Source organism: Streptococcus sp. oral taxon 431 (assembly GCF_001553685.1).
Lineage (GTDB): Bacteria > Bacillota > Bacilli > Lactobacillales > Streptococcaceae > Streptococcus.
In genome coordinates, this window is sequence record NZ_CP014264.1 from 2,052,525 (window position 1) to 2,070,719 (window position 18,195).

The following is an 18,195-nucleotide window of genomic DNA, read 5'->3' on the forward strand; positions in this document are numbered from 1 at the left end:
TTCTCCTTTAAACTAAAATTCATTGTAAATAAAGCTTCCCTGACTTTGTCCTAGGTAACTAAAAAAGTAAAGTAAACCAAGTAGAACAATAAAATACAGGACAGTTTGTCCTAAAAAAACATAGATTGGTTTCTTTTTATCCATAATTAACTTCTTTTTGTAAATTTTCAATAATTTTATGCAAATATACATTTACTATTTTTTCTTGTTCCCATTTTACCACGTTAGTCTCTTTATTTTCAACTGTTTACCATTCTTAAAGAGTACATTTTAGCCTATTTTAGTTTCTTCTTCATAATTTTACTGATATAAATAAATCACTTTAAAACGATAGTAGGCACCCCACTCCCCCTTTGGGCATTTTTATGCTAAAATAGTAGCTATGGATAAAATTATAAAAACAATATCAGAAAGTGGATCTTTTCGTGCTTTTGTTCTAGACAGCACTGAAACCGTCCGCACTGCTCAAGAAAAACATCAAACCCAAGCTAGCTCAACTGTGGCACTCGGCCGTACCCTCATTGCTAGCCAGATTCTCGCAGCCAATGAAAAAGGAAATACCAAACTAACAGTTAAGGTGCTGGGAACTAGCTCTCTAGGGGCCATTATCACCGTCGCTGATACCAAGGGGAATGTCAAAGGCTACGTTCAAAATCCTGGCGTTGATATCAAAAAAACTGCAACCGGTGAAGTCCTAGTCGGGCCTTTTGTCGGAAATGGTCAATTTCTCGTTATCACAGACTACGGTACTGGAAATCCTTACAACTCTATGACTCCCCTCATCTCGGGAGAAATCGGTGAAGATTTAGCTTTCTACCTAACTGAAAGCCAACAAACGCCGTCAGCAGTTGGTCTCAATGTCCTTTTAGATGAAGACGACAAGGTCAAAGTTGCAGGTGGTTTCCTCGTTCAAGTCTTGCCAGGAGCCAAGGAAGAAGAGATTGCTCGCTTTGAAAAACGTATCCAAGAGATGCCAGCTATTTCGACTCTTCTCGAAAGCGACGACCATATCGAAGCCCTTCTCAAGGCTATCTACGGAGACGAACCATACAAACGTCTGTCTGAAGAAGAAATTCGTTTCCAATGTGATTGTAGCAAAGAACGTTTCATGAAGGCTCTTTCTAGTCTTCCAAGCTCAGACTTGCAGGAAATGAAGGACGAAGACCACGGGGCAGAAATCACTTGTCAATTCTGCCAAACTACTTACAACTTTGATGAAAACGACCTGGAGGAACTCATTCGTGACAAATCTTAATACACCTTTTATGATTGGCAATGTTGAGATTCCCAATCGTACCGTTTTAGCACCCATGGCGGGAGTAACCAACTCTGCCTTCCGTACCATTGCAAAAGAGCTTGGAGCTGGACTCGTTGTCATGGAAATGGTCTCTGACAAGGGAATCCAATACAACAACGAAAAAACCCTTCACATGCTTCATATCGATGAAGGCGAAAACCCAGTCTCTATCCAACTTTTTGGTAGCGATGAAGACAGCCTAGCACGCGCAGCAGAATTCATCCAAGAAAACACCAAGACCGATATCGTTGATATCAACATGGGTTGCCCAGTTAATAAAATCGTAAAAAACGAAGCTGGGGCTATGTGGCTCAAGGACCCAGATAAGATTTACTCTATCATCAACAAGGTCCAATCTGTCCTTGATATCCCCCTTACTGTCAAAATGCGTACAGGCTGGTCTGACCCATCCCTGGCAGTTGAGAATGCTCTAGCTGCTGAGGCTGCTGGTGTTTCTGCCCTTGCCATGCACGGCCGTACACGTGAGCAAATGTACACAGGTCACGCTGACCTTGAGACTCTTCATAAGGTTGCACAAGCTCTGACAAAGATTCCATTCATCGCTAACGGTGACATCCGCACTGTCCAAGAAGCTAAACAGCGTATCGAAGAAGTCGGTGCTGACGCCGTTATGATTGGACGCGCAGCTATGGGAAATCCCTACCTCTTTAATCAAATCAATCACTACTTTGAAACAGGAGAAATCCTACCTGATTTAACCTTTGAAGACAAGATGAAAATTGCCTATGAACACTTAAAACGCTTGATTGATCTCAAGGGAGAAAAGGTTGCGGTCCGTGAATTCCGTGGCCTCGCCCCTCACTACCTCCGTGGAACATCAGGTGCAGCCAAACTCCGTGGAGCTATCTCACAAGCAAGCACACTTGCAGAAATTGAAGCTCTCTTACAGTTAGAAAAAGCATAAGCGTATAAAAATTGGCAAATCTCAAATTGAGATCTGCCGTTTTTTATATATTTTCATCTTGCAAATCTAGCTGCTTCACTCTAGCAATATAGTATGCCATAATCAACAACAAATTAAAGCTGACAATCCAAATAGACCATTCATGGAAAAAATGCATAGATACAGCCAAGCTAATGGCCCCCACTACGAAACTACCTACAACAATACCATAGTTCAAGGCTTGACGACGATATTCTTGAATATCTCCTTCTCCTCTAACGATGTGATACAAAGCAGTCAACATTTTTCGGTAATTTCCAGACGTCATAAAAATGACATAGGGATGATCTTCAATCAAACTACCCGTAAATGTTAGCAGCATCATTCCAGTTCCAAAAGCAATAAAAGGAACTTCTAATAGTGGAAAGCGGGAAAAGAAGGGCAGAACAAGGGTCCCGATAAATAAGGGAAACAGCATCTTAACCCGCCAATAGGCTGTTTTGCGATATTCTTTCATGTGTAAGGCAAAAAGAAATCCTAGGGAAAAGAATATAATCGAGCAGAATCGCAACATGGTATTGACGACATGTGAATCGTGCCAATCTGATACCAGTAGGAGAATGTTTCCTGTCTGTGTCGCCACCAAACTATGGTACTGGATGTGACAGAATACATCCAAAGAACCACCGATAAAGCCAAGAAACACTCCCATGAGCCGTGTGTTTTGAGGTAAAATTAATTTATCCGTCATTGATTCATCACTCGTTTCCCTTTGATTTTTTCATTATACCACTTCTCTCGGAGAAACTAAGTGAAAAACGGTCAGTTCAGGTAGACATGATTACATATACTCCTAAGTTAGTCTCATCTCTGGAGTTCATTTATGACGTCTTATCAACTTCAAATGCTGTAGGTACTCATCAACTGAACTATTTTTAAACAAATTATTTCTGTACTGAAGCCTATGGCTTAATCAAAGTAACACTTGAAACAGTACCATCTGCACCTGTTGTAATTTGGATGACTTTTCCACCACCTACTTCAGCATTGTATTTCCCATCATCAAGGGTATAAGAATAACTTTGGATAGAGTAGTTTTCTTTCTTACCATCAGCAAATTCTACTGTAAATTGACCAGCTGATGAAACAGTGATCGTTTCACCATTCGCACCCTTCCAATTTCCAGCCGCAGCCGAAAAATCTTTGTCTACCATAGTCAAGACACCTTTATAACGTTTATTGTGCTCTGCTTGCTTGTCTTGGAGTTTGCGATCAGTTGCTGGATCATAGGCTGACTGATTCGGGTTCGCTTGTGTTCCTTGTTGATTAGATGGGGCTTGAGAAGGGGGTTGCTTAGCAGAAGGTTCTTGGTTTTGTTTTGTTTCTGGTGCTGGTGTTGATTGCGATTGATTAGCAGTAGTCGTTGACTGATCAGAAGATGATGATTTAGCTTTTTCTGTTGAAGCTGAACTTGAGGACTTCTGAGTCTTGTTCTCTTTACTTGAAGAACTTGCCTTAGAACTAGAAGATGCTTGTGTTGTCTTGCTAGAACTATCACTTGCAGTATTCTCTTTCTTATTGCCACAAGCCCCCAATAGTAATGTTGAAGCGAGTACAGTTGCAGCCATTAATTTGATAGAAGTTTTATTTTTCATTTTATGCTCCTTTTGTAACATTTTTGAAATGTTAAGAAATATTTTTGTAACATTATTGTAATGTTTGTTTTTGAATCTGTCAACTATTTATCTAAAATTTTTTAGAATTATTTTTTAGTACATTTATTTCCTTATCCCTCCTATATCTTTTATTCGTAAAGAATTTAAAAAACAGGGAAATTTTTCCTATGAGAATACTATATTTTATAAGTGTAATCGCTTGCATTTTTTTCTTGAAGGGCTATAATAAAAATGAGATAGGATATTGGAGGTGTAGGTTTATGTCAAAGAAATATTACAAATATCTTCCTTGGTTGATTATTGGTGCTTTCTCTTCTTATGGGGTTGCTACTCATTACGCTCAAACAACATTTGATTTGTTCTACTTAACCACTATTTTCATGATTGTTTATGTGTCTCTAATGTACTTACACGAACATTATTTAAAATATAAATACAAAGATTTATTCATTCGAATCATGAGCAATTCTAATAAAGATAAACATCCTTAGCAGTCAGATAGCATCAAAAAAGAGGTCGGGAAAAATCCCGACCTCGATTTTTTATGAATAATAAACCTTTGACACGATAGTTGAACTGACTTTTAAGACAAACTTTATTTTCCCTATTCTCAAGCTTCAACCAGCCATCGGATTTGTTGAAACCTCTCAAATCTGAGACTAGGAAACCGAGACTTGATCTATCGATTTCTGTCCCCAAGCCTTTTATTTCAATCGATAGGTTTTTCTGGGTTTCTTTTTAGGAACTCGTTTGAGTCCAACTTCTTCTACATACTCACCGTATTTTACAAGAAAGTTATTGCTGACGATTGGACGACCGGGGTTGATAAGATTGACCAATTCGGTTCCTTCATAGACAGTGAATTCCTCCTCTAGCAGATAGAGAAAGGTCGGATTCCAGTCAAGACGCCCTTGGATTCGTTTAATAGACTCTTGGATAATGGCATAATGGTCAAAGGCGAAGGCTTGCTCCCCCAGCTCTAGCCCCTCTAAGAAGCACTTGCCCGTCTGAAAATCAACATCAACAAAAACCACATCCTTGGCATCGTCTCCTGCTTGAACGAGATCAAGTGCACGGCTAGGTAGATACACCAAGTGGGCGATAGTAACCGTCCAGCCCCGCGGATCACGACCTGGGGTAGACACTGTCATCAACTGTTCGATTTTTTCCAAAGGAAGGTCAAGATTGACCTCCTCTCTCACTTCACGCTGACAAGCATGCCTTGCATCTTCGCTCTTATCCATAAAACCACCGACCAAAGCCAAACAGTTTTGATAAGGATGGGCCTTGCGACGAATTAGCAAGAGTTTGATTTTTCCTTCCACAAAGCAATAAGCTACCATATCCACCGTCACGCTCGGTTTTTCATACTGAGGAAGATCCTGTTTGCAGTACCAGTCTAAAAATTCCTTCTCAGTCGCATGAATCTCAAAATATTCTCTCTCTGTCATTCCAGCCGGGATTATCGTTTCAGTCATCTTATCCCTCCTTGACAGACTTAGTCCATTGGTACCAACCGACTAGACTATTGATGGTGTAGACCCAGTACATCCCTTGGATATGGATGTTTTCACCCCACCAGAGGTAGATACTAAAGAGATTGGTTGCAATCCAGAAAATCCATTGCTCACGGTAAAGACGTGTCATCAAGAGCTGACCAACACCATTGGTCGCATCGGTAACACTGTCACGGAAAGGACGAGCACTGCTGATACTTTGGTAGGCTAATCCCATGCCAATCCAGATGATCGCAGTCAAGGCCAAGTACTTGAGCCAATCAATCAGACCGAGTTTCTTAGCTTCAAAGTGAGACTCCTCTGGTTTTCCTTGCTCATTGATCCGATTAGACAACCAAGTATAGAGACCAATAGGCTGCATGACAAAGAAATAAACTGTTGTCAAAACTTCACCGTAGAAAGTAGCATTCATAGCTAGGACCAAATAGATTGCAGAGTTAATAGCACCAAAAAGGTAGTTACTAGCTCGACCTTCAGCAACCAAGATAACGCAGACAATCCCTGTCCAAGAAGCCAAGAGACCAATCCAGTCATGACTTTCTGTGTTTTGTGTAAACTCCAGAATAAGAGGAACACTTGATAAAGCAATCAAATAGAGCCACTGGAAAAGACTACGGCCCACAAAGAGGTCTTTCCAAAGCAAACGCATAACTCCTGCAAAACCAATTTTACGAGCTTCTGCGTGAACATTTTTAAAGTTTTCAATAAATCGTGTGATTTTTTCAGTTATTTTTTTCATTTTCTTCTCCTAATCTGCTTGGTAAATGGCATCAATAGCTACTTTTGCTGCTTCATAATTTCCTAGATAGTCATCAGCTAGATAAACATGAGGGATATTGGCTAGATATTGCTCCCTCATCATATCCAAATGCTGAGAAAAACTGTGACGGATATGGTCTTCTGCCATGGTCATGTCGCGAAAACCATCATTGACATAAGAGCCAATAGGTTGCACAAAGAGGATTAAATCCCACTTTTCCTTGGCTAAGATGGAAACAAAGAGATTGTCAAAGGTCTCTCCGGACAAGTCCTCCTGCTCTTCGCTTTCCATGTAGTAATCGTAGTAGCCCTTGGTTACCAAAGAGTTTGTATCTGCAATGACTAGGCCTCGATTGGCATTGCTATCGATTAACTTGGAAGTTTGGTCATATTGGCCCAAAAGAAGGTAATAATAATCTTTTGGGGTAAGCTCATCATCTCGGACATTATTTTTTATCTGATACTCACGAGCATACTCCAGACTGACTGGCGCATCATAAAAGCGAGCTAAATCCTTGGCTAGAGTTGTTTTCCCATTACTCGCACTTCCCATAATCAACACTTTTTTCGTAAACTGACGGCGGAAAGGTTGAGCGATATATTTCCAATATTTGCTTGGATTTTCTCGAATCATGGTAGCCGAAATTCCAAATTTTCTTTCTTGTAGAACAGTCTCGAAACCACGTTCCGACAATTCTTGTTGGTATTCGGACTCTCCTACAAAAAAGATGAGCTCCTGACCAGTCTGGTCATAGGAAATGGCCTGCAACATCTGATCCAACCACTCCTGCCAGCCCATTGGATAGCGAGGGATATTAGTTTCGTCAAGTTTACAAACAGAGGTCAACTCATCATCTCGAAATGCTTCACGAATATAGCGAAACCTCTTTTGTAGTGCAAGTCCAACCTGTTCACCACGATCTCCCTTATAACCTGAAACTACCACCCATACAGCATCACATTGACGTTTTGCTCTTTGGATTAAATCAATATGTCCCTGATGCAAGGGAGCAAAGGTTCCAAAAACCACTGCTATCTGTTTTTTCATGTCTTTTTAACCTTTTTATAACTTTTTATATTTTATATCATACTCTATCTTGTTCTGTTTGTCAAGACTTTTTTATTATTTTTTATAAAAACATTTCTTAATTATAAGATTTTTTCTTGATATACAAAACTTGATCAGTAGAAATTCGTTTTTGAACTCCTTAAACTAAATGTACAATTCAAATGCTTATTTGAGTAACAACTTTCCAAAAAAAGAGGCTGAAACAATCTGTTCCAACCTCACATTTTTAAACAATCTCAAATTTTAATTGACCAGCTTTGACACCAATCTTCAGAGTCTTGCCAGCTTCCAATTCACCTTTAAGGAGAAGCTCTGCAAGTTTGTCTTCCACTTCCGTTTGTAGGGTTCTACGAAGTGGACGAGCCCCCATCTCTGGATCATAGCCTTGCTGAGCTAGAAGTTTAAGGGCAGATGCTTGGAGTTTCAAGTCAATTCCTTTTTCTGCAAGACTAGCAATCAATGGTTTGACCATAATCTTAACTACTTCTTGCATATCTTGACTTGACAAGCTATGGAAGACTACCTTCTCATCAATACGATTGATAAACTCTGGACGATAAGCCTTTTTCAACTCCTCAAACATACGTTTTTCCATATTTTCTTGGTCAAAGCGAATGTCCTTAGCTCCAAAACCAACTGTCTTGTCATCACGAAGCGCTGTCGCACCAAGGTTTGAAGTCATGATGATAATGGTATTGGAGAAGTCAACCTTACGACCTTTACTATCTGTCAAGACACCATCATCCAAGACTTGCAAGAGCACGTTAAAGATGTCTGGGTGAGCCTTTTCTACCTCGTCAAAGAGCAAGACTGAGTATGGTTTGTTGCGAACCTTCTCAGTCAACTCCCCGCCTTCTTCATAACCTACATAACCTGGAGGAGCTCCATTGAGACGACTGGCTGCAAATTTCTCCATATATTCACTCATGTCAAAGCGGATAAGAGCAGACTCATCATCAAAGAGAACTTCCGCCAAGGCCTTGGCCAATTCTGTCTTACCAACACCTGTTGATCCTAGGAACATAAAGGAGCCAATTGGACGTTTGTTATTGCGAATACCCGATTGATTTCGGCGAATGGCACGACTGATACTAGATACAGCTTGTTCCTGTCCGATAACACGTTTATGCAGTTCAGCTTCAAGATTGAGATACTTCTTGGCATCTGTTTGGGTCAATTTTTGAACTGGAATACCTGACAAGCGACTCAAGGTGGTCAAAATATCTGATTCTGTCACCAAATCTTTATAAACAGGTACTTCCTGTTCTTTTGCAATGAGTTGAGCAGCTTGCTTCCATTTACCATCCATCAAGGCCTTATCAGCTGGTGTTAAACCTGACTCATCTTGTTTAGCGTGTTTCGATTTATTTTGCACTGTTGCTGCCGTTTCATCCAAAAGATCGATTGCTGAGTCTGGCAAATGACGACTCGTCAAATAACGATGTGCCATTTTGACAGCTGTTTCGACTGCATCGTCTGTAATTTGGACATGGTGGTGCTTCTCATAAGTTGCTTTCAAGCCCTGCAAAATAGCCATACTATCTGCTAAACTTGGCTCCTCAATCATCACTTTAGCAAAACGACGAGAAAGGGCTGCGTCTTTTTCGATGTGCTTTTGATACTCTTCCTGAGTGGTCGCACCGACAGTTCTCAGAGTTCCACGTGCCAAGGCAGGTTTTAGGATATTGGCCGCATCCAAGGTCGAATCAATCCCACTTCCTGAACCCATAATGGTATGCAGCTCATCGATAAAGAGGATGACCTTTCCATCTTCCTCAATATCTTTGATGATATTGTTCATACGTTCTTCAAAATCACCACGGAAACGAGTTCCCGCAACCACATTCATCAAATCAAGCTCTAGAACTCGCATCTTTGCCATTTCATTTGGCACATCTCCATTGGCAATACGTTGTGCAAGACCAAGTGCCAAAGCTGTTTTACCCACACCCGCATCTCCAACTAGGACCGGATTATTTTTGGTCTTACGACTCAGAATTTGAATCATACGAGAGATTTCTTGGTCACGCCCGATGACTGGTTCCAATTTACCTGAGCGAGCTTGCTCCGTAAGGTCATGCGTATAATCTTCCAAACCTCCACTTGGGGTCTGTGGCATGCCCATCATATTAGCCATAGAATTTTGCTTGTCCGCTACCGTACGATGGCGTTGACGAAGGGCCTTCAAATCATCTCTAGTCCAACCAGCACGCGCTTCAAGACTACGACGAAGTCCAGCAATCTTGACCTGATCCTTCTGATCTTCGTAAGAAAATCCCGCTTTTTCTAGAATGCGAGTAGCTAAGGCATTGCCATCATGTAAGATAGCATAAAGCACGTGCTCTGTTCCTAAAACCTTGGCATGAACGACAGAAGCAACGTGCTCTGCTTCCAACAACAATACCTTCAAACGGTGTGAAAAAGGCAACTCCTGATAATTTTCCTTATCGCTATACTTTGTTTCAGTCAGCTCTACAGCAACTTCCTCCAGACGATCAATCTCATATGGAAATTCGTTTAAAGTTGCCCCAGCTACACTGTAACTATGATTGGCCATAGCAATCAATAGGTGCCAAGACTCTAGGTATTCTGCTCCAAAATGACTTGCGACCAGAAAGGCACTGTCTATACATTCTGTCAATGCTTTTGAATATTTCATTTAGTTCTATTTTCCTTTTCTATCTACCTCTTGTAATAACTGTCGGAGCATATTGGCACGGATAAGATTGGCATCCTCACCTAGAACTCGGTCTGTCGCCATTGCTAGTAATAGATTCATCTCCTGACGAGTCACTAAATCCTGTTCAAACAAGAGTCTTAAAACATCTTCAAAGATAACTAGGCTGACTTCTTCGCCCACCGAATACAGTAAATCGCGGAGCATTTCATGGTGGTTTGAGAATTCAATCCGTCCTATTCGAATGTAGCCACCACCACCACGCTTACTTTCAACCAAGTATCCCCTGCTTTCTGTAAAACGAGTCTTAATCACATAGTTAATCTGACTAGGAACAACCTGGAAAGTATCTGCCAACTGACTCCGTTGCAACTCCACAATACCAGATTGATCTAAAATTGCCTTGATGTAGGCCTCAATATGATCTGATGTATTTTTAAGTCTCATAACAAACCCACCTCTCTTTAAACCTTGACTATCTTTGACTATACTATCATTTAACACTCTATAAGTCAAATTTTTAGGGCTCAGCCCTTGAAAATACTGACTTTCTTTAAAAACATTTAGGCATTAAATCGCCTTAGTTTTTCTTGAAAGTCCCTAAAAAAGTCCACAAAAAAGAGCCCTAAAAAGGGCGTATATATTGACGAGTTCAGCAGGCAAGAAACTAGCACGGTCAAACGTGCTTTTTTTATTACCTGATACCATTATACCATACTATCAGCAACCTATATATTTGAAAATCTAAAAACCCTTAGATTCATTTCTAAGGGCTTCTAGTTTATCCATAGTGTTTTAGTTGTCCAGTATGAAACAGAACAAAATAGGGGGCAAACATGAAGCCTTTGCCTACAATTGTCTACTTATACGCTTCTAACTCTCCGTTCTGGTGGATTTTCGCAAAGTTTAAGACAGCTATCTGTTTGTATCTGTGATAATTAGTGGATTTTGTCCCAGCAATTTCTAAACATTCACTTACTGTTTTCTTCCTCATGTAACAATAATGAATGATAAAACACTTTCTAGCACGTTCGTTCTCTATCTTATTGATATCATGGGCAAATGTTTCTAGACTTTCTCTAATTGCTTTTTCATGCTTACTAGTCAAATTCCACTGATCAGGTAAGACAAGTTTCCAAGCCTCTTCATCTATTGTAACTTGGTTTTCACTCCCTGCCATCCTCTGGAATCTTAGAAAGTTAGTCATCCGCTTTCTGACGTTCATCATCGTTTTAAACTTATCCAGCTCCATTTTCAACGACAACCTTTCTACTCCTATAACTCATGCCTATCTTAATCTTCTTCTAGGATTCCCAAACTTTGCAATCCTTTCATCTCGTTTTCTTTTACGTTCCTCAGCGGACTCTATACCTATCTGTTTCCGACGTTCCACTTCTTCTTGATTGATATTACTCCATTTTCTGGTATGTACATTCTGCCGTCTACCATCTTGCGGATAATATTCAACGGTACACCTACAATTACTATGACGTCTATAAATATCATGAGGAACGGAAGGATATTTATAACTGCCTTCCAATTCTTGACACCACTTACAACACTTTCCAGCTGTTCGCCTAGTAATTTTAGGGCTAAGTCCTGCTTTATACTGAAATACCACATTTTTTTGAATCGTATCATCTACAATACTTTGCGTAAAATTAACAATTGTTTCACCCACCAACCATTTTACAGCTTCAAAATCATCTTCACTAGCTAAACGATTTACTAAGCCGTCAATCCTAGCTTGGTTCAACTCAGGAACTTGAGAAGGAATGCGAAGGTTAGCCCTAAAGTTTAAATCTTCTTGAACTTTTTCAGTATATTCGCTTACAAGGTCATAGTTTCGATCTAAAACATCTTCTAGCAATCGTTTAGCAATATTATAGTACATCTTACCATCTGGTAGGCTTTCATTACTTAAGTAAGCTCCTAAAACTTTTGAGAGTATTTCACCAACTTCTATTGCATATTGATTGGCATCCAGATAATTAGCTTTATTATCTTCTAGCTTATCTAGTAACTCTTCCAGAATCTCACTATCAAGTCTAGCTTTGTCAAATTCTGCCTTGATTTTCTGGAGTAGACTTGGGAATATATCTCCCATTACTTTTCACCTCCTTCCAGTAAACTGCCTTTTTCATTTTGGCGCTCTTTCTGCCGCCTATAGTATCGTTTCTTTTGGGTCAATATCTTGTCTTTTTTCTTTTGGTAACGCTCTGCGTCTTTCTTTTTATTACATACCTTACAAACTTTTGAGAAACCTTTCTTGTCTGAATGCTTTCTATAAAAGTTTTCACTAGATAATTCTTTGATATCATGACACTTGGAGCATTTTCTAGTTAAAGTGGTTTCATTCAATCCTATTTACTCCTTTTTTTTCTTTCTCGCTCGCGAGAAAATACGTACAGTGATGGCGTGAAGTCCGGGAGCACCGAGGGGGAGGGGGGTAGCCCCCCTACTCTCAGCTGTGAGTTTCTTATACATTTATATTTCTATTGAAGATTTTATTATTTTTTATTGTAGTTTAAAATCAATTTATACGCTTCAAACTCCTTGAAGCAATTCATTGCATCACGAAGATTGTCGCCTTTGATTTCGTAGGAATAAAAATTAAATCCTGTAGTGCCTTTAGTGGTAAAGTTTGTTTGTAAGTCACGGATTTCATCCTCAATACTTTGCGTCTGTTCTTTAGAAATATAATTCTTATTTTCAATGCTACTAAGACGATTTTTGTACATTTCTCGTTTTTTATTTAATACGGAAATCTTTTCTTCAATTTTGGTGTAAGATTCAGCATCCAGGGTGGCTTCAGCAGCAGCCAATTCTTCATACTGTGAACTAATTTCAGATTCGATTATTGGTAAATGATCACTGATTTCAGCTAATTCTTTCGCTTGTTTGTTCCGTACTTCTTCTAGTTTCTTTTTATTTTTTTCAATTACATTCATTTTCTTCTCCAATTCTTTGTTAAATATTTTTTGTATACGTCGTTAATTTTATCTGTTTATCTGTATCATTTCTTATCCTTGGTTTTTCTAACATTTTTACCTCATTTCACAACTGTTATATTTAACATATCTTCTATTCTGTTAAATTCAAAGGATTCCCTCAATCCCTTTTGTATCAAGGGGATAGGTCTATTTTGCGTTTTTTAATTTACATTTTTTTAATGTGTTAAATTAGAAGAGTATTTAAGCATAAATTTTTGCTAATTTATGACATGATTGTCAATTCTGTTTAACTATCATACTCACAATTTCAAAAAAAGTAGTCATTTTTGGGTATCTAGTGACTACCACCTCCGCCTTACAGTCCCAAGGGTTGACAAAAAGCGTAGTCAGGTAGTCACCTTGCTCACAAAAAAATAATAATAAACACCTTAGCTCTATTTACTCTATATACTTTATAAATAATCTAAAATAACTACTTTTTAATATAAAAGTCAATCATATCAAGGATTTAGGGGGTAGTCAGTAAAACATTAAAAACTACCCTTGTTTTTAAATCTTTTTGTTTAAAGGTTCTAGCCACTCTCTTAAAGGTAGTCATTTTTTATGTTAGTGACTACCCTAACTACCTTTTAGCTTTTGAGTAACCAGGTTTAACGCTTTTTCCAAATTTTAAAGATCGTTTGTGTTCCCATCCCTCTTTATTTTGCATATACTTTTTAACCTTTGCTTTATCCTTTGGTGGTGCTTTGTCAGTTAGATAGACTTCTTGAAAGAATAGGTTTATAGTCATCTTGTCACGTTCTACTAGTTCGCCATATTTATCTGTATCAAGTTCAACAGTTTCACCTTTGCTATTTCTAAAATAACCCTCGTTCATCATGTCATAGATATAGTAATACCTGGTTCTGTCTGTAACTGGGTAATGGTACATATTTTTAGGAAAAGGTAAAGCTAAATAACGCTCCAAATCCTCAAGGGTTTCATCTACAAACTTGTAACGGCTTCTAACATCGTTTACTAGCTTTTCCTGCTTGTCCGTCAGGTTCAACACTTGGTTAGCCCTCCAAGCTATCACCATAGCACCCCAAAAGTGTCTACGGTCTTTCTCTGTCCACTTCCTGCCCTTATAGGCGGTGTCTTTGTGTACTTCAGCAACAAGAAAGCGCCTTTCCCCTGTTAAGTCGTTCAAATAATCATGATCATTAGTTGCCCTCACGATGATAAAACTCTTTGGTAGTCGTCTATCACTGGAAGCATAAGGCGGTCTATATTCTAGTTTGGTTTCGGTGATGAACTTCTTCAACTCTGAAAAACTAGCCTTTTTACTGGCCACCATTTCATCATCAAATACACACCAATTTCTAACCATTCTAGCCTTATCGTCTTTGTCTGTGAATGTCTCAACGGTTGTAAAATACTTGTGAGTGAATAGTCCCTCAAAAAATTGGGTCTTTCCTACTCCCTGCCGTCCAGTCAAGTCCAGCACAAAGTCAAACTTAATAGAGGGGTCAAATACCTTAGCAACTGCCCCACGGAAAAACAAATCCATGATAATACGGTTATATTCATCATCTTTGATGTTGAGATAATGCCTTAAAATAGCAAAGGGATCACGCTGATTCACTAACTCTCTATATTCGCTTTCACATGATTCCAGATAGTCTTTTAAAGGGTTGTAGCTATGCTCTCCAGCCACTACTTCCAAAATATCAGCGATATCCCCTTTTTTATAATCTATCTTGTACTTTGTAGCAATATACGCCCTAATCTCTCTAATAATTAAGTCGTCAATGGTTCCGCTTAAGGTTCTACCGTTTAATTTCGTTGGTTTTGTGACATCAATTTCATATGTAAAGGTGTTGTACTGTATCGCCCCCTTCAGCTTGCTATCTCCACTTAAAATCTTCTTGAGATTGTCCAAGGTAACCGCAAAGCCTTTCCCTTTGGTTTTCGGTGTTAGATTCAGGCTATTGTATTCCTCGCTGGTCTCCCTTGCTTGGGTCAAGTTCACCACAGTAGACGGTATTTGTCGCTGATTCTCCTCGATAATTTTAGTTACAATTTCTTCACTATTCAAAAGCCACCTCCTTATAGAATTTTGTTGCTACTTCAAGGAAATAACTGGCCAATTCTTTCCGTTTGACGATAGTAGAAAACAAATCTACTAACTGACTAAAACTGTAACCATTCACAAATAGCAATCGGACAAAAAGTGAAGTCTCATACCTGGTATAAATGCCATTACAAATCAGGTCAAAAACCCAGCCTTTTAACTCCACGCCAAGCCCCTGCCGTTGCTCAGTCAACTTGTTTACTTCTAAATCCTTCAGGATCATTAGCAATTCAGGACTAGCCAAGGTAATTTCTAATGCTCTGGCTAGTTCCCAGCCCTCCCTATCACTCTTTTCGTCTCGGATAGCTACATATAAGCCTTTGTAACGAAAATCCGTCAGTCCCTCACCTATTGGCTCGTAGTACACAAACTTATAGTAGTTTCCATTCTTCCAAACTTGAGTTGGTGTAGACTTGAGAAAGGCAAATAATGCTAATTTGTCAGCTGATAAAATCAACTCGATCACTCGCATTCTTCCACCCCCAAGAACTTGAGAACTTCGGAAATTTTATAATAAGCCTTTCTAGTATCCTCGATTGGTGGGATATATTGTCGTAAGCCTGCATGTTCCCAACTACTCAGGGTTTTATCCCCTATGTTTAACTCTTCCTTAAGTTCCGTTTTACTAATCAAATTCAACTTCTTTGGAGGAATTTTTTCATGGTTCTTTAGATACCGTTCCACTGATTCCAGAATATTCGACTTTAGATCTTCAATCATTTTTTCAAACATACTAGCACCCCCACGGTTTCGCCCCTGCAAGTTGAATATAACGCCCATAATCGGGGTTTAAATCCTCGCTAGGTGTTTCTATCGTCTGTTTGCTTTCTCGCTCTATTTGGGCGCTTTTTGGGCGGTCTCGGTGGTTTAGGTAAAGTAGTAAACCAATCAGTACCACGGAAAAGATAAGCGCCTGTGTATTGGTTAAATCTAGTTCATTCATGCTATGCCCTCGCTTTGTAATTCTTGATGTAGTCCACTTGGTCGCTTCGTTCCATCTTCAGGAAATCGTCCACCTCTTCGGTGCTTACTTTTCTGTTTACAAAATCAGCGATAAACTGGAATAGGTTTGGATTTTTTGCCTTGATTTCAGCCATCAAGTTATCAAACTCTACTTGTGCCATGTTATTTAAGCCTAGTGTCATTTCATTGCCTCCTCAAACTGCTCTATAAGACAGTCTTTACTTACTTTTCGAGTACCATCTTTAGAGTTAAAAAGAATATCTTTTAAGGTTATAGTAGCCTCTAAATACTCCTTTTCAGCATGTTCTATATACGCCTGTTGCTCTGCTTCGTTATCAAAAAAGTGCTTAGCTTGACGTTTAAAGAACGCTTGTCGCATAGCGTCCATTTCAAAAACACCAGGGTGGAAAAACATTCCAGTAGTACTTTTAGAGACTGACTCGATTTTATGACTTTCATTCAATTCAGGAAGTTCAATCCAAAGTAAACGATGTAAGTTTTCTTTGATAGCTTTTAATTGTCCTGATAAGAGCCCTATTCTCAAAAAATCATTGTTTTCATCTGCTTGGTGTAATTCCATACTAATTCTATCCAAGCTTTTAGCGATAATATCGTATGTTGTGTCTGTCATAGTGTTTTCCTGTGCCTTTTAATTGTTGTTTCCTATACTGAATTATCACCACTCCAAACGCTGGGCGATTGCCCCTAGTTGGCGAACGCTTGTAGTGATGTTTCGTGGGTAAATACCCACATTTTCGCTAAACAAGTGCTTAGAGTCGCCGTGTCAGCACTCGTTTTTCAAAACCTTTTCTAATTGCTTGCCTGCTCTTCGGTTTTCTTAGTTTGTCTTTGTTTCGTTTTCGATTTGATCGCCTAATCTTTTCCAGGCTCTATCAAAATCATCACGTTGGATTTCTTTGCTATGTAATTGCCTTGCTAACTCCATCGCTCTACGCATGAATCTAGCAAAATGTGTCTTTTCTTCCATCCCTAGCTCTCCATCATGTCATAAAGTAGGGCATAGTATTTATCTGGAATCCTATCCAAGGCTTTCAGTCCGTCATGTTCTGCTTTTTGTCTAGTTTCTGCCTTAACCGTGCTATCAAAGGCGATAGAAAAGGCATTTAACATAGCCTTGTATCGGTCTACACTCTTCAAATAGCGACCACGTTCCCCAAGTTCCTTGTCTTCTAGTTCTTCTTTTACAGTATCGTCCAAGAGTTCAAACTTAGTGTAAACTCCTTTTTCTACTTTGAAACCTAGTCGCTTGTTTTGTCTGAGATTGTAAAGATTAACCTTGCAACTATCTAGGTTACGATAGCCTAACACTCCTGCGATTTCTTCTAAGTTTTTGCCCTCAAGTTCAGGCAATTTTTCAGCAATATCCTTGAATTTTACTGCTTGATGTTGTTTTCTCATTGTGTACCTTGTCTTTCTATGCTATAATCAAGGTATAGAAAAAATATCTATACCAATGTATTGTCGCTTGCTCTCCTCGACCAAAATTTGAGCAAGTGACTTTTTTTGTTATCTTGTTTCATGCTTTTTTCCCTGACTTGGGTTTATAAAGCAAGTCTTTACTTTCGATAAGATCCAGAATCCAGCTGAATCCCTGCTCCACCGTTTCAAGAAATGCGCCCAGATCTTCACTGTCCAAGTTCTCGTAGTTCATGCAAAGATATTCGGCTAGTTGTCTGTCTTTCTCAACTAACTTTTTAAAATCCTTGAAATACTTGGGAATCGGAAAACCCTTGCTATTAGTAATTGTTTCAAATTCTACTTTATTGTCCATTCTTAAAATTTCTACACTTAAATAATAAATTTCCTTTCTTCTTTTTTGCTCATGCTTGCCACTTAAGACAGTACCATTGAATTTACTAATTGAGATAGGAGACAAAACCGTTATAAATCCTTGATACTGCCATAGGTAGCAAGCATCTTAATCTAGCAAAAACTAGCTAGTCTGATAAATCAATCTCCAGTGCTAAAGCACCATACAAAAAATCTGTAAATATAAACTAAAATCGTGATTGGTTGACTCCTTTCTAATAGTCTTCTGCAAGCCACTGCATGGCTTTTTGGTAAATGCTCGGCTTTACTTCGCCACCGTCACGGATTTTCTTGTAAGTGATTGGGTTGACTCCAATTTCCTCGCTGGCTTTTTTAGCTGTCAAATTCTTGTCCGCTTGCTTTCGGCGAATTGCTTTTGCTTGTGTTGAGGTGATAAGCAATACAGTTTTCCTCCTTTCTTTTTTGTAAAGTTTTT

General features: G+C 39.1%; 25 protein-coding genes. 3 read left to right on the forward strand and 22 right to left on the reverse strand.

What is annotated here, in order from left to right:
- Nucleotides 1-12 precede the first annotated feature (12 nt).
- A complete protein-coding gene (locus tag AXE83_RS09590) occupies nt 13-144 on the reverse strand; it encodes a teichoic acid D-Ala incorporation-associated protein DltX (RefSeq protein ID WP_000358457.1) in 132 nt (43 codons plus the stop codon).
- 238 nt (nt 145-382) lie between these two features.
- Here AXE83_RS09590 and hslO point away from each other — a divergent pair, with 238 nt between their 5' ends.
- Nucleotides 383-1,255, forward strand: a complete 873-nt coding sequence (gene hslO / locus AXE83_RS09595) for an Hsp33 family molecular chaperone HslO (protein ID WP_060956266.1) — start codon at nt 383-385, stop codon at nt 1,253-1,255.
- A complete protein-coding gene (gene dusB / locus AXE83_RS09600) occupies nt 1,242-2,222 on the forward strand; it encodes a tRNA dihydrouridine synthase DusB (RefSeq protein WP_049503091.1) in 981 nt (326 codons plus the stop codon). Before hslO ends, dusB begins: the two co-directional genes overlap by 14 nt.
- A 43-nt stretch (nt 2,223-2,265) precedes the next feature.
- Here dusB and AXE83_RS09605 read toward each other — a convergent pair whose 3' ends face one another.
- Nucleotides 2,266-2,952, reverse strand: coding sequence for a YoaK family protein (locus AXE83_RS09605; protein WP_060956267.1), 687 nt, complete (start codon nt 2,950-2,952; stop codon nt 2,266-2,268).
- Between the two features lie 211 nt (nt 2,953-3,163).
- On the reverse strand, nt 3,164-3,856 hold the full coding sequence (locus AXE83_RS09610) for a hypothetical protein (RefSeq protein ID WP_060956268.1): 693 nt from the start codon (nt 3,854-3,856) through the stop codon (nt 3,164-3,166).
- Between the two features lie 281 nt (nt 3,857-4,137).
- Here AXE83_RS09610 and AXE83_RS09615 point away from each other — a divergent pair, with 281 nt between their 5' ends.
- Nucleotides 4,138-4,368 (forward strand): hypothetical protein, encoded by a 231-nt coding sequence (locus AXE83_RS09615; protein WP_006152390.1) that lies wholly within the window; start codon nt 4,138-4,140, stop codon nt 4,366-4,368.
- A 213-nt stretch (nt 4,369-4,581) separates the two neighbouring features.
- Here AXE83_RS09615 and AXE83_RS09620 read toward each other — a convergent pair whose 3' ends face one another.
- The 19 genes from AXE83_RS09620 to AXE83_RS09705 all read right to left on the reverse strand — a co-directional run bounded on the left by AXE83_RS09620 (nt 4,582) and on the right by AXE83_RS09705 (nt 18,160).
- A complete protein-coding gene (locus AXE83_RS09620; RefSeq protein ID WP_049503793.1) occupies nt 4,582-5,355 on the reverse strand; it encodes an NUDIX domain-containing protein in 774 nt (257 codons plus the stop codon).
- Nucleotide 5,356: 1 nt separating this feature from the next.
- Nucleotides 5,357-6,133 (reverse strand): nicotinamide riboside transporter PnuC, encoded by a 777-nt coding sequence (gene pnuC, locus AXE83_RS09625; RefSeq protein ID WP_060956269.1) that lies wholly within the window; start codon nt 6,131-6,133, stop codon nt 5,357-5,359.
- A gap of 9 nt (nt 6,134-6,142) precedes the next feature.
- Nucleotides 6,143-7,201, reverse strand: a complete 1,059-nt coding sequence (locus tag AXE83_RS09630) for an AAA family ATPase (RefSeq protein ID WP_060956270.1) — start codon at nt 7,199-7,201, stop codon at nt 6,143-6,145.
- Between the two features lie 247 nt (nt 7,202-7,448).
- Nucleotides 7,449-9,881: an ATP-dependent Clp protease ATP-binding subunit gene (locus tag AXE83_RS09635; RefSeq protein ID WP_060956271.1), complete on the reverse strand. Its 2,433-nt coding sequence runs from the start codon at nt 9,879-9,881 to the stop codon at nt 7,449-7,451.
- Between the two features lie 6 nt (nt 9,882-9,887).
- Nucleotides 9,888-10,346 carry a CtsR family transcriptional regulator gene (locus AXE83_RS09640; protein ID WP_001237459.1) on the reverse strand — a complete coding sequence of 153 codons (459 nt, stop codon included), beginning with the start codon at nt 10,344-10,346 and terminating at the stop codon, nt 9,888-9,890.
- A gap of 412 nt (nt 10,347-10,758) precedes the next feature.
- The gene (locus AXE83_RS09645; RefSeq protein WP_060956272.1) at nt 10,759-11,151 is read right to left on the reverse strand and encodes a hypothetical protein; all 393 of its coding nucleotides are present in this window, start codon (nt 11,149-11,151) and stop codon (nt 10,759-10,761) included.
- 36 nt (nt 11,152-11,187) lie between these two features.
- The gene (locus AXE83_RS09650; RefSeq protein ID WP_083501014.1) at nt 11,188-12,006 is read right to left on the reverse strand and encodes a hypothetical protein; all 819 of its coding nucleotides are present in this window, start codon (nt 12,004-12,006) and stop codon (nt 11,188-11,190) included.
- Nucleotides 12,006-12,260, reverse strand: coding sequence for a hypothetical protein (locus AXE83_RS09655; protein WP_060956273.1), 255 nt, complete (start codon nt 12,258-12,260; stop codon nt 12,006-12,008). The genes AXE83_RS09650 and AXE83_RS09655 overlap by 1 nt, the downstream gene beginning before the upstream one ends.
- 149 nt (nt 12,261-12,409) lie before the next feature.
- Nucleotides 12,410-12,850, reverse strand: coding sequence for a hypothetical protein (locus AXE83_RS09660; RefSeq protein WP_060956274.1), 441 nt, complete (start codon nt 12,848-12,850; stop codon nt 12,410-12,412).
- A 625-nt stretch (nt 12,851-13,475) separates the two neighbouring features.
- Entirely contained in the window at nt 13,476-14,930 is a 1,455-nt protein-coding gene (locus AXE83_RS09665; protein ID WP_060956275.1) for a virulence-associated E family protein, read from the reverse strand.
- Nucleotides 14,923-15,438, reverse strand: coding sequence for a hypothetical protein (locus AXE83_RS09670; protein WP_060956276.1), 516 nt, complete (start codon nt 15,436-15,438; stop codon nt 14,923-14,925). Before AXE83_RS09670 ends, AXE83_RS09665 begins: the two co-directional genes overlap by 8 nt.
- Nucleotides 15,429-15,698 (reverse strand): hypothetical protein, encoded by a 270-nt coding sequence (locus AXE83_RS09675; protein WP_060956277.1) that lies wholly within the window; start codon nt 15,696-15,698, stop codon nt 15,429-15,431. Before AXE83_RS09675 ends, AXE83_RS09670 begins: the two co-directional genes overlap by 10 nt.
- Nucleotide 15,699: 1 nt before the next feature.
- Entirely contained in the window at nt 15,700-15,909 is a 210-nt protein-coding gene (locus AXE83_RS09680; protein WP_060956278.1) for a hypothetical protein, read from the reverse strand.
- A 1-nt stretch (nt 15,910) separates the two neighbouring features.
- Nucleotides 15,911-16,111 carry a hypothetical protein gene (locus AXE83_RS09685; protein ID WP_060956279.1) on the reverse strand — a complete coding sequence of 67 codons (201 nt, stop codon included), beginning with the start codon at nt 16,109-16,111 and terminating at the stop codon, nt 15,911-15,913.
- Nucleotides 16,108-16,560, reverse strand: a complete 453-nt coding sequence (locus tag AXE83_RS09690; protein WP_060956280.1) for a hypothetical protein — start codon at nt 16,558-16,560, stop codon at nt 16,108-16,110. The genes AXE83_RS09685 and AXE83_RS09690 overlap by 4 nt, the downstream gene beginning before the upstream one ends.
- Nucleotides 16,561-16,767: 207 nt before the next feature.
- Nucleotides 16,768-16,917 carry a hypothetical protein gene (locus AXE83_RS11305; RefSeq protein WP_000391636.1) on the reverse strand — a complete coding sequence of 50 codons (150 nt, stop codon included), beginning with the start codon at nt 16,915-16,917 and terminating at the stop codon, nt 16,768-16,770.
- Between the two features lie 2 nt (nt 16,918-16,919).
- Nucleotides 16,920-17,348: a hypothetical protein gene (locus AXE83_RS09695; protein WP_033630516.1), complete on the reverse strand. Its 429-nt coding sequence runs from the start codon at nt 17,346-17,348 to the stop codon at nt 16,920-16,922.
- 118 nt (nt 17,349-17,466) lie between these two features.
- Nucleotides 17,467-17,721: a hypothetical protein gene (locus AXE83_RS09700; protein ID WP_060956281.1), complete on the reverse strand. Its 255-nt coding sequence runs from the start codon at nt 17,719-17,721 to the stop codon at nt 17,467-17,469.
- Between the two features lie 253 nt (nt 17,722-17,974).
- Nucleotides 17,975-18,160, reverse strand: coding sequence for a hypothetical protein (locus AXE83_RS09705; protein WP_060956282.1), 186 nt, complete (start codon nt 18,158-18,160; stop codon nt 17,975-17,977).
- Nucleotides 18,161-18,195: the final 35 nt, after the last annotated feature.

Excerpts from the sequence above, each read along its gene's own strand:
- pnuC (WP_060956269.1), bottom strand. The coding sequence starts at position 6,133 with ATGAAAAAAATAACTGAAAAAATCACACGATTTATTGAAAACTTTAAA.
- AXE83_RS09670 (WP_060956276.1), bottom strand. The coding sequence starts at position 15,438 with ATGCGAGTGATCGAGTTGATTTTATCAGCTGACAAATTAGCATTATTT.
- AXE83_RS09630 (WP_060956270.1), bottom strand. The coding sequence starts at position 7,201 with ATGAAAAAACAGATAGCAGTGGTTTTTGGAACCTTTGCTCCCTTGCAT.
- AXE83_RS09695 (WP_033630516.1), bottom strand. The coding sequence starts at position 17,348 with ATGAGAAAACAACATCAAGCAGTAAAATTCAAGGATATTGCTGAAAAA.
- AXE83_RS09610 (WP_060956268.1), bottom strand. The coding sequence starts at position 3,856 with ATGAAAAATAAAACTTCTATCAAATTAATGGCTGCAACTGTACTCGCT.
- AXE83_RS09620 (WP_049503793.1), bottom strand. The coding sequence starts at position 5,355 with ATGACTGAAACGATAATCCCGGCTGGAATGACAGAGAGAGAATATTTT.
- AXE83_RS11305 (WP_000391636.1), bottom strand. The coding sequence starts at position 16,917 with ATGGAAGAAAAGACACATTTTGCTAGATTCATGCGTAGAGCGATGGAG.
- AXE83_RS09680 (WP_060956278.1), bottom strand. The coding sequence starts at position 15,909 with ATGAATGAACTAGATTTAACCAATACACAGGCGCTTATCTTTTCCGTG.
- AXE83_RS09640 (WP_001237459.1), bottom strand. The coding sequence starts at position 10,346 with ATGAGACTTAAAAATACATCAGATCATATTGAGGCCTACATCAAGGCA.
- AXE83_RS09645 (WP_060956272.1), bottom strand. The coding sequence starts at position 11,151 with ATGGAGCTGGATAAGTTTAAAACGATGATGAACGTCAGAAAGCGGATG.
- AXE83_RS09605 (WP_060956267.1), bottom strand. The coding sequence starts at position 2,952 with ATGACGGATAAATTAATTTTACCTCAAAACACACGGCTCATGGGAGTG.
- AXE83_RS09675 (WP_060956277.1), bottom strand. The coding sequence starts at position 15,698 with ATGTTTGAAAAAATGATTGAAGATCTAAAGTCGAATATTCTGGAATCA.
- AXE83_RS09700 (WP_060956281.1), bottom strand. The coding sequence starts at position 17,721 with ATGGACAATAAAGTAGAATTTGAAACAATTACTAATAGCAAGGGTTTT.
- AXE83_RS09650 (WP_083501014.1), bottom strand. The coding sequence starts at position 12,006 with ATGGGAGATATATTCCCAAGTCTACTCCAGAAAATCAAGGCAGAATTT.
- AXE83_RS09615 (WP_006152390.1), top strand. The coding sequence starts at position 4,138 with ATGTCAAAGAAATATTACAAATATCTTCCTTGGTTGATTATTGGTGCT.
- AXE83_RS09690 (WP_060956280.1), bottom strand. The coding sequence starts at position 16,560 with ATGACAGACACAACATACGATATTATCGCTAAAAGCTTGGATAGAATT.
- hslO (WP_060956266.1), top strand. The coding sequence starts at position 383 with ATGGATAAAATTATAAAAACAATATCAGAAAGTGGATCTTTTCGTGCT.
- AXE83_RS09635 (WP_060956271.1), bottom strand. The coding sequence starts at position 9,881 with ATGAAATATTCAAAAGCATTGACAGAATGTATAGACAGTGCCTTTCTG.
- AXE83_RS09590 (WP_000358457.1), bottom strand. The coding sequence starts at position 144 with ATGGATAAAAAGAAACCAATCTATGTTTTTTTAGGACAAACTGTCCTG.
- AXE83_RS09660 (WP_060956274.1), bottom strand. The coding sequence starts at position 12,850 with ATGAATGTAATTGAAAAAAATAAAAAGAAACTAGAAGAAGTACGGAAC.
- AXE83_RS09685 (WP_060956279.1), bottom strand. The coding sequence starts at position 16,111 with ATGACACTAGGCTTAAATAACATGGCACAAGTAGAGTTTGATAACTTG.